Annotated in this window: 11 protein-coding genes and 1 tRNA gene; 5 read left to right on the top strand and 7 right to left on the bottom strand. The window is 43.2% G+C overall.

All coding sequences use genetic code 11. The annotated features are described in order from the left end of the window. Positions 1 to 53 precede the first annotated feature (53 nt). A complete protein-coding gene (locus F6K49_RS00230; protein ID WP_075904992.1) occupies positions 54 to 263 on the bottom strand; it encodes a hypothetical protein in 210 nt (69 codons plus the stop codon). A gap of 282 nt (positions 264 to 545) precedes the next feature. Between F6K49_RS00230 and F6K49_RS00225 the strand changes: the two genes are divergently transcribed. Both F6K49_RS00225 and F6K49_RS00220 read left to right on the top strand, forming a co-directional pair. Further along, positions 546 to 668 (top strand): hypothetical protein, encoded by a 123-nt coding sequence (locus tag F6K49_RS00225; protein ID WP_293020601.1) that lies wholly within the window; start codon positions 546 to 548, stop codon positions 666 to 668. 180 nt (positions 669 to 848) lie between these two features. Beyond that, the gene (locus F6K49_RS00220) at positions 849 to 1601 is read left to right on the top strand and encodes a Uma2 family endonuclease (RefSeq protein ID WP_293093207.1); all 753 of its coding nucleotides are present in this window, start codon (positions 849 to 851) and stop codon (positions 1599 to 1601) included. Between the two features lie 112 nt (positions 1602 to 1713). On the opposite strand, the gene F6K49_RS00215 is transcribed toward F6K49_RS00220, so the two are convergent. Both F6K49_RS00215 and F6K49_RS00210 read right to left on the bottom strand, forming a co-directional pair. Further along, a complete protein-coding gene (locus F6K49_RS00215; protein ID WP_293093108.1) occupies positions 1714 to 3519 on the bottom strand; it encodes an ABC transporter ATP-binding protein in 1806 nt (601 codons plus the stop codon). Positions 3520 to 4186: 667 nt separating this feature from the next. Continuing rightward, positions 4187 to 5257 (bottom strand): ABC transporter permease, encoded by a 1071-nt coding sequence (locus tag F6K49_RS00210; RefSeq protein ID WP_293020597.1) that lies wholly within the window; start codon positions 5255 to 5257, stop codon positions 4187 to 4189. 253 nt (positions 5258 to 5510) lie between these two features. Between F6K49_RS00210 and F6K49_RS00205 the strand changes: the two genes are divergently transcribed. Next, on the top strand, positions 5511 to 5666 hold the full coding sequence (locus F6K49_RS00205) for a hypothetical protein (protein WP_293068544.1): 156 nt from the start codon (positions 5511 to 5513) through the stop codon (positions 5664 to 5666). On the opposite strand, the gene F6K49_RS00200 is transcribed toward F6K49_RS00205, so the two are convergent. After that, positions 5624 to 6499 (bottom strand): Npun_R2479 family HD domain-containing metalloprotein, encoded by an 876-nt coding sequence (locus F6K49_RS00200; RefSeq protein ID WP_293020595.1) that lies wholly within the window; start codon positions 6497 to 6499, stop codon positions 5624 to 5626. The two genes, F6K49_RS00205 and F6K49_RS00200, sit on opposite strands and share 43 nt — an antisense overlap. A gap of 430 nt (positions 6500 to 6929) precedes the next feature. Between F6K49_RS00200 and F6K49_RS00195 the strand changes: the two genes are divergently transcribed. Next, positions 6930 to 7001 (top strand) — tRNA-Gly (locus F6K49_RS00195). A gap of 13 nt (positions 7002 to 7014) precedes the next feature. Here the strand turns inward: F6K49_RS00195 and F6K49_RS00190 are convergent. Both F6K49_RS00190 and F6K49_RS00185 read right to left on the bottom strand, forming a co-directional pair. Then, on the bottom strand, positions 7015 to 8100 hold the full coding sequence (locus F6K49_RS00190; RefSeq protein WP_293068547.1) for a glycerate kinase: 1086 nt from the start codon (positions 8098 to 8100) through the stop codon (positions 7015 to 7017). An 89-nt stretch (positions 8101 to 8189) separates the two neighbouring features. Continuing rightward, positions 8190 to 8540: a DUF565 domain-containing protein gene (locus F6K49_RS00185; protein ID WP_293020591.1), complete on the bottom strand. Its 351-nt coding sequence runs from the start codon at positions 8538 to 8540 to the stop codon at positions 8190 to 8192. Positions 8541 to 8641: 101 nt separating this feature from the next. Between F6K49_RS00185 and F6K49_RS00180 the strand changes: the two genes are divergently transcribed. Further along, a complete protein-coding gene (locus tag F6K49_RS00180; RefSeq protein ID WP_293093099.1) occupies positions 8642 to 10579 on the top strand; it encodes a glycosyltransferase family 39 protein in 1938 nt (645 codons plus the stop codon). Positions 10580 to 10712: 133 nt separating this feature from the next. Here F6K49_RS00180 and F6K49_RS00175 read toward each other — a convergent pair whose 3' ends face one another. Continuing rightward, positions 10713 to 11744, bottom strand: a complete 1032-nt coding sequence (locus F6K49_RS00175; protein WP_293020589.1) for a DUF2235 domain-containing protein — start codon at positions 11742 to 11744, stop codon at positions 10713 to 10715. Positions 11745 to 12403: the final 659 nt, after the last annotated feature.

Below are 12403 nucleotides of genomic sequence, written 5' to 3'. Positions count from 1 at the left end.
TGTGATCCTACCGGACCATACCAGGGGGGAAACCCCCCCATAAATTTAACCTATTAACGCCAAGTTTGATACTTGGTTGCAAAACTAATTACTTGCCCCGGAATGCCGGTTGCTTGCAAAGGGCTCCAGTCGGAAACCGACCCATACCCCAGTGCAGAAAGGCCGTAAATAGTCTTAATTACTGCTTCAGGAGAGCCCTTAATGTACTTAATACGTTGTTTTTTTAGATTATTGTCGTGATTCGGAATAAAGTCTGTAGACATGAGTAAAAAACTAAATTTCGCTTACAATGATTATTGTAATGATTATCTTTATAATTGTCAAGGGTTTTTCTAAATTTTTTTTTCCGGGAGTAATTTTAGGATAAAAAAAAAAGCTAATGCTAAATTATAAGCATTCAGCTATCAGCTATAGCAAAGGAAACAGGTGTAGCTGATAGTGAGGAAAAACGCTGTTATCATTTATTATCTGAATGGTTGCGATCAGAGATTGATAATTTTTCAAATTTGTTCAGATATTACGTGAATATAGCGTTTTTTATAGCTATGATGTATACATTATTTTTTCCCTATTGCCTCTTGCATCTTCCCTGCTCCCTGCTCCCTGCTCCCTGCTCCCTAAAAAAACAAAGTTTTTACCTGACAAATCGTCTAATTGCTATAGACTAATAAGTACCACCTATTTATTGTAGCCGGGTGCATCTCATTTTTGCTGTTTGATTCGGTGGTGCGTTACGGGGCGGACTTTCCCAAAGCTGGCTACGAGCTGGAAAATGACGGCGAGCCGCCCCTAACGCACCCTACGTAATATTTTCAAATATGAGATGCACCCATTGTAGCCTAGCTGCCATGTCTTTGACTCAAGAATTAAAAACGCCAACAGAAACTGCAACAGAAACTGCAACAACTGTACCGGAAGATGTTATATTACCCCCTAGGGATTTACTCAGTGACGAACCACCTTTGGAAACTGATCTACATCGACTACAAATGACCCTACTCATCCAATGCCTAGAGTGGTTGTGGGATGAGCGTGATGATTTCTATGTCTCGGGAAATCTGACTATTTATTACAGTCCTCGACAACGTAAGTCTGAAGAATTCCGTGGGCCTGACTTTTTTGTGGTGCTGCAAACTGAGCGCAAACCTCGGAACAGTTGGGTAGTGTGGCAAGAAGAGGGGAAGTATCCGAATGTGATTGTAGAAATTATTTCCCCTACCACGGCAGATACGGACCGAGGATTAAAGAAGCAAATCTACCAAGATACATTCCGTACTCCCGACTATTTCTGGTTTGACCCCAACACCCTGGAATTGAAGGGCTTCCACTTGGTAGATGGTTGTTATCTCGAACTTGAGCCTAATCAAGAAGGTTGGTTGTGGAGTCAACAGTTGGCACTATATTTGGGAATTTATGACTCAAAATTACGTTGGTTTACCGCAGAAGGACAACTAGTTCCTACCCCTACTGAAGCAGCCGAACTCGAAAAGCAACGAGCCGAACAAGAATGTCAGCAAAAGGAACAAGCTCAGGAGCAATTATCTCAAATGGAGTCATTGTTAGCTCGTTATCGAGAACAGTTTGGTGATTTGCCTGAGTGATATAGCATTTCTCATAGCTATGAGATACACAGGTTTTTTTTCCTGTTCCCAGATCCGCTGTTCCCTGTTCCCTAAAACCCATAATGAAAGTACCTCACCCCATTGATAACTGCTATATCTGTAATGAATGTAATTGTGTATAAGTTCCATCTTTTTCCAGCAGTTGAGCGTGATTGCCAACTTCTACAATATGCCCTCGTTCCATAACTACAATCCGGTCAGCTTTCCGAATCGTTGACAGGCGATGAGCTACCACAAACGTTGTGCGGTTTTCCATCAAGTGTTCCAAAGCTTCCTGAATCAAAGCTTCCGAAGCAGTATCTAGAGACGATGTTGCTTCATCGAGAACTAACACCCGTGGATTACGAATTAAAGCACGAGCAATCGCTAATCGTTGCCGTTGACCACCAGAAAGTTTTGCCCCATTTTCCCCAATTAGAGTATCAAGTCCCGAGGGCAATTCCTGAATAAATTCTAAAGCATTGGCATCCTGAATCGCCTTGATTAACTGTTCTTCATCCAATTGTTCACTGCCATACACAATATTCTCTCGCACCGTACCTTCAAATAAGATAGTCTCCTGGGAAACCACTGACAGGAATTTCCGATAGGTCTGTAGGTCGAGGCTACTCATATCTGTACCATCTAGTAAAACTCTTCCGGTCGTGGGAGCCATAAAACCAATAATCAGACTTAATAAGGTAGATTTTCCGGCTCCGGATGGTCCGACGATGGCAATGGTTTCCCCAGGATTGACCTGTAGACAAAAGTCTTGAATGGCAAACTGTTCCGTATCGGGATACTTATAACTAACCGACTCAAAGGTGAATTCACCACGCACCTGTTGCAGAGCTATCTTACCAGGATTGCGCTCTAGGTCAGGACACTCGATAATTTCACCCACTGAGCGAATGGATTCAAAACCTTTGCCAATCTGTGGCAATACAGCTAAAATTTGCACTATCGAGCTAGTCAGGGAATCAAAATAACCAGTCAGTAACACCACATCCCCCACTGTGATTGCCCATTGCTTGGTATAGACTAACCAGGCTGAGGTGATCAAGCAAACCAGACTGAATAACCGTAGGGTTACCCAAGAAGAAGAATCGGTGATGGCGTTAATCGAGTCAAGTCGCACCGCTGCCTGTTTGACCGTCACTAACTTGCCATCAATCCTTTCTATCTCAGTCTGTTGAGCACCATGAGCTCGTGTGACTGGGATTAGCTGAATCATCTCGATTAAGCTAGCTGCCATTTCTTCTAGTTGTTGTCGGAAAGCAGAATTGCGATCGCGAATCGGTCCTCTGAGTACCGAGATCAGAATCACAGCCGCTGGGACAGTTCCCAGGAAGAACAGCAGGAACCAAGGAGCACGAATAGCAGTAGCGACAATTGCTACTAAGATAGTTAGCATAGCTGCAGGGACAAACTGGAACAGGGTTGTTGCCAACCCTTGAATTTGTTCCACATCCCGCAAGAGTTTGGTTTGTAGTGCTCCCTTGCTGTTATTTTTGTAGAACCCAATTGAAAGCAGTTGCAGCTGCTGGGTGATTAGTGAGCGCAGATTCGACTCCATGTTGCGAGTCGCGAGACTCATAAACCGGATGTGTAAGTAATGGGTGGGGATATTTTGCACTACAGAAATCCCTAAGATAGCCCCATTAATCCATAACTCCGACAGTGGGTGAGTGCTTGGGTTGGCAATAATATCAATTACATTAGCAATCACCAATGGTCTGATCCATTCCGGACTGTGTTTGATCACATACACCGCCATCGACAGTCCGATTTTACCTAGGTCTTGGCGGTAGAGATAAAGTAGTGTCCGGAAGGGATACTCACTCCGATACTCTTGAGGAGGTGACTCCTTGGGTAGATTAGATGGTGCCGTAACACTTGCCACTGATAATGCTTTCATGTCCCCAGTCTGTATGTCTCTTCTAACTGCTACTGTCTTGCCACATGGACTGTAAAGAAACAGACAAGGAATTGTCGATGATTATAAAGAAACAAAAAATATTTTTTTTATCGAAACTAGGTCTTTTTGACAGTCTTTATCGTCGCCAAAAATAGTACTATGTTAAAATTAATTGGAGCGCAAAATGATAACAGCCACTAGCCATATTTACTATTGTTTAATTGCCGTGATATTCTTCTTTGCTCTGGATTGGGTTTGTATTTTAGGTTCTTCAGTACCTTTTATGCTAAATTTCAACTTAAAAAACTCATAAAGCTTACTGTATAAGGAAAATGAGGCTATTTAACTAACAAAATTTTCTGAATACGGCCTCTTTACACTACTCCCTGCTCCCTTAGCTAAAGTGTTTATTTAGCATAACAAGTACGGAAGAGCCGTATTTTATATATTATTGTCTGAGCCAGTAAGTATTTGATAATGGGTAAACACAGCCACAAAACATTCTATTTATAATATTATTGTTCCCTGAGATTTTTTGTTAAAACTGAAGTCTGTGGACTATTGTGGTAAGGGCTAGCGCTCAAGGAGAGCAAGGCTGATGATTGAACCCAGAAAAAAAGGCTTTTTCCAAACTCGACCCATCCTTCCCCCTTGAGTATTAAAATAGCTAGCGCTGTAAACTTCTAGGATCGAGAGCATCCCGCAACCCATCCCCAAGTAAATTAAACGCCAACACCGTCAGAATAATCAGCAGTGCTGGGGGCCAAATCAACCAAGGCTGTAGCACGATGATTGAGGCATTGGTTGCCAAAGACAACAAATTTCCCCAGGACGGGTCCGGTTGCTGAATTCCCAACCCAATTAAACTCAGCACCGACTCGGCCACAATGAAACCAGGAACTGCCAAGGTTGCTGATATAATCACATAGGAAGCTGTCTGGGGCAGAACGTGCCGTACAATGATATAAAAGGGATTCGCCCCCATAGTTTTGGCAGCTTGGACAAATTCCCGCTCCTTAATCGATAACACCTGTCCTCGGATCACTCGTGCTAAGCCAGACCAGCTAATAAACGAGGTAATCAAAACAATTAACAAAAACCGTTGGGCACTAGTTAGACCAGGTGGTAGCACAGCAGCTAAGGCGACGAGTAGGTAAATACCAGGAATAGTCATCAAAACTTCTACCAGACGCATGATGATCCCATCTACCCAGCCGCCGAAATAGCCAGAAATTCCCCCAATGATTAGACCAAGGGGAAAGGAGATCGCAATTCCGACTAGACCAATACTAAGACTAATCCGACCCCCATACACCAAGCGACTAAACTGATCACGAGCTTGCTCATCGGTACCTAATAGATTAATCTTACCCTCACCCACTGTACCGAACAGGTGACGGTTGAAGGGAATCACTCTAAACAACTTATACTCCGGAACTGGAACAAATAGACCCACTGGCGAAGGCTTTTGCCAGTCTACAATCAGTTTGCGATCGCCTGTCTCTAAATCCGTTGGTCCTTGGGTTGTGGGATAGACATGGGGACCAATAAACTTTTTGGTTTGCTGGTTACGCCAGTAGATCTTGGTAGGTGGTAGCAGGGAACCATCTGGCTGAGACACATAAGGATCATAGGGAGCAACAACATCTGCTGCAATGACAATTAGATAAAACGTCAATAATAGCAATGCCCCAAAACGGGCGAGAGGGTTCTTGGTAAGTTTTTGCCACCAGTTCATAGGATTCTGACTAGGATTCTGACTCCGGAAGGGCGAAAAGCACCTCGCGTTTACTTAGTATGGGTCTTATTAGTATGGGTCTTATTAGTATGGGCGTGTCTTGGATTAGCTATGTTTTACCCATACCCCATACTAATAAGATGGTATCGAAATCTGGTGCAACCATCCTTGAGCCAACACCCTTGACCCAACACCGTTCACCCTTAAGCCTTCACCTTTAATAGCTTCTGGTTATATAGCGCTTATCATATTAATGAGGTACACAGGATTTTTTCCCTATTCCCTATTCCCTATTCCCTATTCCCTATTCCCTATTACCTGTTCCCTAAAACCCGGGATTAAAGTACCTCAACAGATTGGTAACTGCTATACATTAACCTTTTGTGTCATTTTCACCATTCCATTTTGATTTTCTGAGTGTTCAACCACAAACACATTGGAGAAGAGATTAGCCGTAATTTGTTTACCTTCCTGAGTTAAGGATAGGTAACGCAAGGCATCCTGAATATAAGGATATACCCCATTCCAGTAAAACTTAGAGTAGCCTTCCCGCAGATCTCCAGGATGGCGGTAGCCAATGGCTTTGTTAAATCCAGTTTCTTCAAACTCGTAGAACAAAGCACTAGTTTTTTTGAGATAGCGTGGGTCACTCAGTTGACCAATCAAGTCAGAGGCGCGAATTAATCCAGGATAGTTACCTGTATCTTGATGATCCCCTTGCTTCGGCACAGGGAAACGAGTCAGTTCAATGTTGCGCTTGATAAACTCGGCATCAATCAGGTTGTGACCACCAAAGCGCTCATCAATAAATAATTTTGCCCGATCGACATGATAAGGAGTCAGAGCAGCATCGGTAGACCCTTGGCGTAAATGAACCATCTCCCCATTTTGACCAGTAGCGTAGAGTCGTTCATTTTCTCGGTCTTGGCGACATACTCCTTTAACATAGCCAATATCATGACATGCCAAAGAAATGATAAAGTGTAACCAATCATGAGGAGTTACACCACCTTCACGGATATGTTTGCCTCGCAAAATCTCTTGTCCGACGAGGGTAACTAGGATGGAGTGTTCCACATTGTGATAGAGGGCATCACTGTTGGCAATATTTTCCATGGCCATGCTGCCAGCCCAAGCAATTATATCTTCGTTGTCAGGTTTGAGTCCCCCGTAAGTTCGGCGGTAGCCTTCCCGGAGTCTTATAACAAAGGCGTTAATTAGAATTTCAGTGGTGTTAAACATGATTTTTGATTGACTTAAATGCTAAGACAAAGTCCAGTATTCCCATGACACTGGCTTAGTTTTACTAGTTTGGTAGAATTCAATTTTTGGTAGTTTAACCTTTTGTATAGCTCCCTTAGGGTTAACGCCTTAGATCTAAACTCTGAGATCTAAACTGGGTAATCCTTGGACGCTATATCAGCAGCAATGGGGAACGCTAATATTTGTCTTCAGCTTACCAAAAACCCAAGCTGAAAGCCCCGATCAGATCATGTCCAGGTAATTAACCTTAATAAAAATCTTCCCCATCTCCCTATCAATCTTTTTTATAATGAGTATTTTTGCGGACTTGATCTACCAATTCTCAATCGAGTCAAGTCCTTGACCCAATTAAGAAGTGGTATAATACCAATACTAGTTAAATAATAGTTAAAAAAATAATTAAAGGATTGCGGGTGTAATTCAGTGGTAGAATGTCAGCTTCCCAAGCTGAACGTCGTCGGTTCGAGTCCGATCACCCGCTTGTTGGATCCATGCTAACCAGTATACCCTGGTGAATAAATCACACCAGGTGTGTGGTCAGGATTAATTTCAACCACCAAGTCTACTAGATTTGGGTTTCTAGTCAGGGGTGTAATGAATAATTCTGGATGGAGAGCTTTCCAAAAATAGTTGACAAAATCTCTAATTTGTGCATCTCCCATCCCGGACTTCCCCTGAGCAATCATCTGTTTCTCTGCCTGTAGTCGCCATTGCTGACTGAGGCGGTAGTCAGTAGGGTAGAGTACCATCAATCGGTCTAATCGTTCCCACAGCGGTACATAAAGCCTCAGTTGCTGATTCATATCCCGAGCAAACTCTCGGTCTTCCAGGGTCTGAATCGGTTCTGGAAGGGAGCCATCAAACACCTCTGGCTCAATGGGTCGAACCCCAACAAACCACCCTTCAAACAATACAATATCAATACTTTCGACCACCTCTGGAGTGATTCGGTCTCCAGCCCCCCCAAAAGCTGACTTATCAAACCGAGGCACGAGGATTTCTGCGGTAGGGGAAGGGGATCGTAATTGGTCTAATAGCTGTAAACCCAGCTCAACATCATGAGTGCCAGGGGGACCACGCCAGATCAGCCTGGGGTCTTGTTCTTGAAGCTGTTGTCGCTCCTTGTAGGTTTTGTAGAGGTCATCGATAGACAGGGTGAGAGTGCGTTCGCCTAATTTGTGGATAATCACACTTAAGACTGCCGCTAGAGTCGTTTTCCCAGTGCCCTGCCCTCCTAATATGCCTTGAATCAAAGGACGTCCCAGCTGTTTACGACAGGATACCAACGCCATGGCTAAAGGAAGCCAGAGGTTCCAAAGGGATAAGAGAGTCTTTTGCTGTGTTTCAGGAGTAGTTTCAAAATACGGTAGAGCGAGAATATCTGGGTAGACTATCTCAAACAAATGCGATCGCGCTTGGATTACCTGTTCACCATTATCCTCTGTGATGCCAAACGCCTTTGCCTTTTGGTGATCAGCCAGTTCCTCAGCCAACAGTTGCTGACATTCAAGGGGATTTGGTTTTTGTCCTGATACCCACTGCTCTAGAATTGGACCAACGCTCTTGGTGTCTCTTTTCATTTATCGTTTGTCGGTCAGTAGTTGCATGGGAAATATCGCTTCTGAGGACTCAGCAGTGATTACTAACTGATTAATAACTGATTACTATTTCAAGAGCCAAGCTTGAAGGCTTCTAAATACATACTGTATACCAGACCAATCTTAAAAGCATTGACTAGATCTGCCAACCATGAAACCCGGTCAACGGTTTGATTTGATTTACCTTTTGGAAATTTACCGCTATAAATCAACCAGCTAAGTGGTTCTGTAAAAATAATCAACATCCCAGATAGTATCAATTCCTGGCCAGTTCCTGCTGTAGTACACAGGCCTTGTCCTACCAAGAAGCCACACAGAAAGCTAATCAGGATCATGGACAGGCGTCGCCAGGGATTAGCAAACCATAGCCCCAGCCGCGTCGATAAAAAATCAACTAAATTATTAAGACGGGTATTCTGCATCTACTACACTCAATGAAACAAGAATAACACACCTGTAGACCATGCTATCCCTTTTGGACTCATGATAGCCTGCTAGACCTCAATCACCCCCTAGCCCATTGATGAAGTTTAAATTAACTAATAGGTTTAAAAATTGGTGGCAATCTTGGCAACAGCATCCCACCACCCTATGGACACTTTCTATTCTGTGGTTACTCCTGATCAGCTGGCTAGCTTTTTTGTGGAATTTGGGCAACATCGGTTTAGTAGATGAAACTGAACCCTTGTTTGCTGAGGCCGCTCGCCAGATGACGGTTACAGGTGACTGGATTACCCCTTATTTCAATGGTGAGACTCGCTTTGATAAACCACCCCTAATCTACTGGTTGATGGCAATTGGTTACCGGTTGATTGGGGTGAATGAATGGGCAGTAAGACTGCCGTCAGCCCTGAGTGCGATCGCATTAACTGGATTAGGCTTTTACACCCTACGATATTATGGGATTTCCCGTCCTGCTGGCTTTACCCCTGATCTAGATTCTAGTCAGCACAGGGATAGCCAAATCAACCCTTCCTATCTCCAGCGGCAGTTGTGGATCTGTGCCTGGATTGGTTCGACCCTGATGGCAGTGAATCTTCAAACCATTATCTGGGCAAGAACCGGTGTCTCAGATATGCTACTCAGCGCCTGTGTAGGGGGTGCATTACTAAGCTTTTTTCTAGGGTATGCCCATGGAAACCAGAGGAGCACAGCAGCACAGGAGCTCGGAAGCAGCGAAACAACTGTTGCTAAAAGCCCCTCACCCCCTCACAAACACCCTTGCGGTTGGTACCTAGCCTGTTATGTGCTCATTGCTCTAGCTATCCTTACCAAAGGACCAGTTGGTATCGTTCTACCCACACTAATTATTGGTGGTTTTCTGCTTTACCTGGGCAATGGCAGGGAAGTATTGCAGGAAATGTGCTTATTTAGAGGCATTGTGATTATTTTGGCTCTGACACTGCCTTGGTATGTATTAGTAACCCTAGCCAATGGGCAAGGCTATATCGACTCGTTTTTTGGCTATCACAATATTCAACGCTTTACTCGCATCGTTAACCGCCACGCTGCGCCTTGGTATTTTTATTTTCCAGTAGTACTAGTAGCTTTTGCCCCTTGGTCGAGCTACTTGCCGTTTGCGATCGCACGACTAAAATTTTGGCGGCGGGTGCGGTGGCGTAACTCACCCCGTTCTACTCATTTGGGTTTATTTGCTCTGTTCTGGTTTGTAGGGATTTTCGGCTTTTTTACCATTGCTGCCACTAAACTACCCAGCTATGTCCTACCCCTAATTCCAGCTGCCGCCATTCTTTTGGCTTTATTGTGGAGTGACCAACTCACCCATACTAGTAACCTTTCCTGGTCTAGCCCTCTGCCCCTTTCCCCATCCATGCTACTCAGTAGCCTATTTAACCTCTTGTTGTTAATTGCCCTTGCCACCGCCATTTTCTTGGCTCCGGAATATATCGGTAGTGGACCTGCAGCACCCAACTTACCGGAGCAGTTGCAAGAATCGGGCTTAATGGTGAGGGGAGGTATTATTTGGAGTTTAACTGCTATTGTAGCAGCACTATTGCTGTGGCGACGTTGGTTGTTTGGGGTATGGATAGTCAACCTAGTGGGATTTTTAGCCTTTCTTATTTTCGTGTTGACCCCGACTTTCTTATTAGTGGATCAAGTGCGTCAATTACCCCTACGGCAATTATCTGCCATTGCTGTTCAAGAAAAGCAATCCTCAGAAGAATTGATTATGATTGGTTTCAAAAAACCCAGTGTGGTTTTTTACACCCAGCAACCCGTCACCTACATGAGCAAAGGCAAAAAAGCACGAAATTACATGAAAGAAATAGCAGTGACTCAGCCTTCACCTCCCTCAGTTTTGATGTTAGCTAGGAATAAAAGGCTAAAGAAAGCCAAGCTAAAACCTGACCAATATACTACCTTAGCTAGTCTTGGTCCCTATAAACTGATTCGGGTTTCAAAACAAATTTTTGTTGATAACTCTAAAATTAAAAATTGAAAATTAAGTTGTCACACTTCATAATTCATACTTCATACTTCATGCTTCATGCTTCATAATTCACAATTTTATTCAAATAACAAATTACTAATTATTAGCTGTTGAATAGTCAACCAAAATTGACATCATTATTTTACTTCTGTTGCTTCTGTTCTAATAGTTGATTGAGTCTGGAGACGTGCTTTTTAGGCAGATTGCTCGGTCGATAATCTGGCCGCCTCAGCCAGCGTTCTCTTACACTCTCGTGAAGGCGAAACTTATCAGAAATCTCTCGTTCCTTGGTCCCTGTGAACTTGAATAGACCCAGATCATTGTTGAAATCAATTTCATAGTCAATGTTGATACCAGTAGGAATTGCGCTTGGGTCAAACTCAAGACCAAGACCGATCTTGCCGATTGAGTCCATCATCCACTGCAGTGCGCAGTCGGACAAGCCGCTCTGCTCCTGGGAGCCACCACCGACGGAGCCGTGAACCCCTGGAAACCATACTTCAAGAACCTTAAGGTCGCTTTTGTCCATTGGAGTCACGTCAAACACTTTGCGCTGCTCATCAATGGATACAGCGTGCAACCCATGCTTAATAATCGGACTCAAAGAGGTATCGTGGAATCTATACTTTTCGTTGACCTTTTTGTCAAACCGCAAAAAGGGGGATAAATTAGGGATACCAAGGGAACCAACGGTATCCCAGCAGCCAAGCAAGGTAATGGGAACACGTTCTCCGTATTTTTCGCGGAATGCTACCATTTGTTGGTGATTGGGCTTGATATCCCGAGAGCGGTACAGTTCGTAGGCTTCCGGAGCTTTACGGATCTCGGAACGGGATAGCAAGCCTGAGTTATAAATCATTCCAGCGAGACTGCGCACGGTGTAAGCCCCACGACTGAAACCGAACAGGTAGATTTCGTCACCAGGGACGTAGTTCAAGCAAAGAAAGCGATAAGCATCCTGGATATTGCTATCAATCCCTCTTCCAAAAGCGCCACCGAAAAGCTTGCTCTTCAGAGAGTCTTCTGTGCCAATTCCCTCATCGTAGAATACGATTTGTAGAATTCCGTCACTACCCAGTGGTTTAACTGCCTGAGCAATCTTAACCACATTGGTTGGGTAAGTACTTGATAAATCTTGCCATGTTCCATCACAACATACCACAAGACGTTTCATGGTCTACCTCCTTTAAAAAACTTACTTACTCTTACTTACGGATCGTTACATTCATTAACCATAAGCCATCCTTTTTGGTAATTTTACTATTGAATCATCCTTGTGTAAACCGTTTCTATTTGGTTGGTTTGCAGTTTAAATATTTAGTTTTCTTATTGTTTATTAGGGTTATTTTGTTTTCAAATTTAAATATAGCATAGCGGTTTTCAATTTGGTGAGGTACAGATTACCTGGTTTTATGGTACAGGGAAAAAATCCTGTGTACCTCATTAGGCTAAAAGCCGCTATATTTTAGATTTTATTAAAAGTAATTAACAATTTCCCTATTAATTGGCAAAAAAATATGGCTCTTCCGTACTTGTTATGCTAAATCAACACTTTGGCAAAGGGAGCAGGGAGCAGGGAGCAGGGAGCAGGGGGAAGAGGCAGTATTCATAAATTTTTATTAGTTAAATAGTCTCATAACCCTTACACAGTAAGCTTTATGAGTTTTTTTTAAATTAAAATTTAGTTAGCATAGCAGGTACTGAAGAACCAAAAATATTAACGTTATCAGATATAAATGCTAAGGAAAACGTGGTCAAAATCCAAATAAATTTTTGTTGATAGTATCTTGATTATCCATATTAACTTTAATTTCAAAAAAAGGCTCACGTCAT

The organism is Moorena sp. SIO3I6 (assembly GCF_010672095.1).
The sequence above is the reverse complement of the archived record's forward strand: the minus strand, read 5'-3'. Positions and strand labels throughout refer to the sequence as shown.

Coding starts and splice junctions, on each gene's coding strand:
- F6K49_RS00230 (WP_075904992.1), bottom strand. CDS start 263: ATGTCTACAGACTTTATTCCGAATCACGACAATAATCTAAAAAAACAA.
- F6K49_RS00225 (WP_293020601.1), top strand. CDS start 546: ATGATGTATACATTATTTTTTCCCTATTGCCTCTTGCATCTTCCCTGC.
- F6K49_RS00220 (WP_293093207.1), top strand. CDS start 849: ATGTCTTTGACTCAAGAATTAAAAACGCCAACAGAAACTGCAACAGAA.
- F6K49_RS00215 (WP_293093108.1), bottom strand. CDS start 3,519: ATGAAAGCATTATCAGTGGCAAGTGTTACGGCACCATCTAATCTACCC.
- F6K49_RS00210 (WP_293020597.1), bottom strand. CDS start 5,257: ATGAACTGGTGGCAAAAACTTACCAAGAACCCTCTCGCCCGTTTTGGG.
- F6K49_RS00205 (WP_293068544.1), top strand. CDS start 5,511: ATGAGGTACACAGGATTTTTTCCCTATTCCCTATTCCCTATTCCCTAT.
- F6K49_RS00200 (WP_293020595.1), bottom strand. CDS start 6,499: ATGTTTAACACCACTGAAATTCTAATTAACGCCTTTGTTATAAGACTC.
- F6K49_RS00190 (WP_293068547.1), bottom strand. CDS start 8,100: ATGAAAAGAGACACCAAGAGCGTTGGTCCAATTCTAGAGCAGTGGGTA.
- F6K49_RS00185 (WP_293020591.1), bottom strand. CDS start 8,540: ATGCAGAATACCCGTCTTAATAATTTAGTTGATTTTTTATCGACGCGG.
- F6K49_RS00180 (WP_293093099.1), top strand. CDS start 8,642: ATGAAGTTTAAATTAACTAATAGGTTTAAAAATTGGTGGCAATCTTGG.
- F6K49_RS00175 (WP_293020589.1), bottom strand. CDS start 11,744: ATGAAACGTCTTGTGGTATGTTGTGATGGAACATGGCAAGATTTATCA.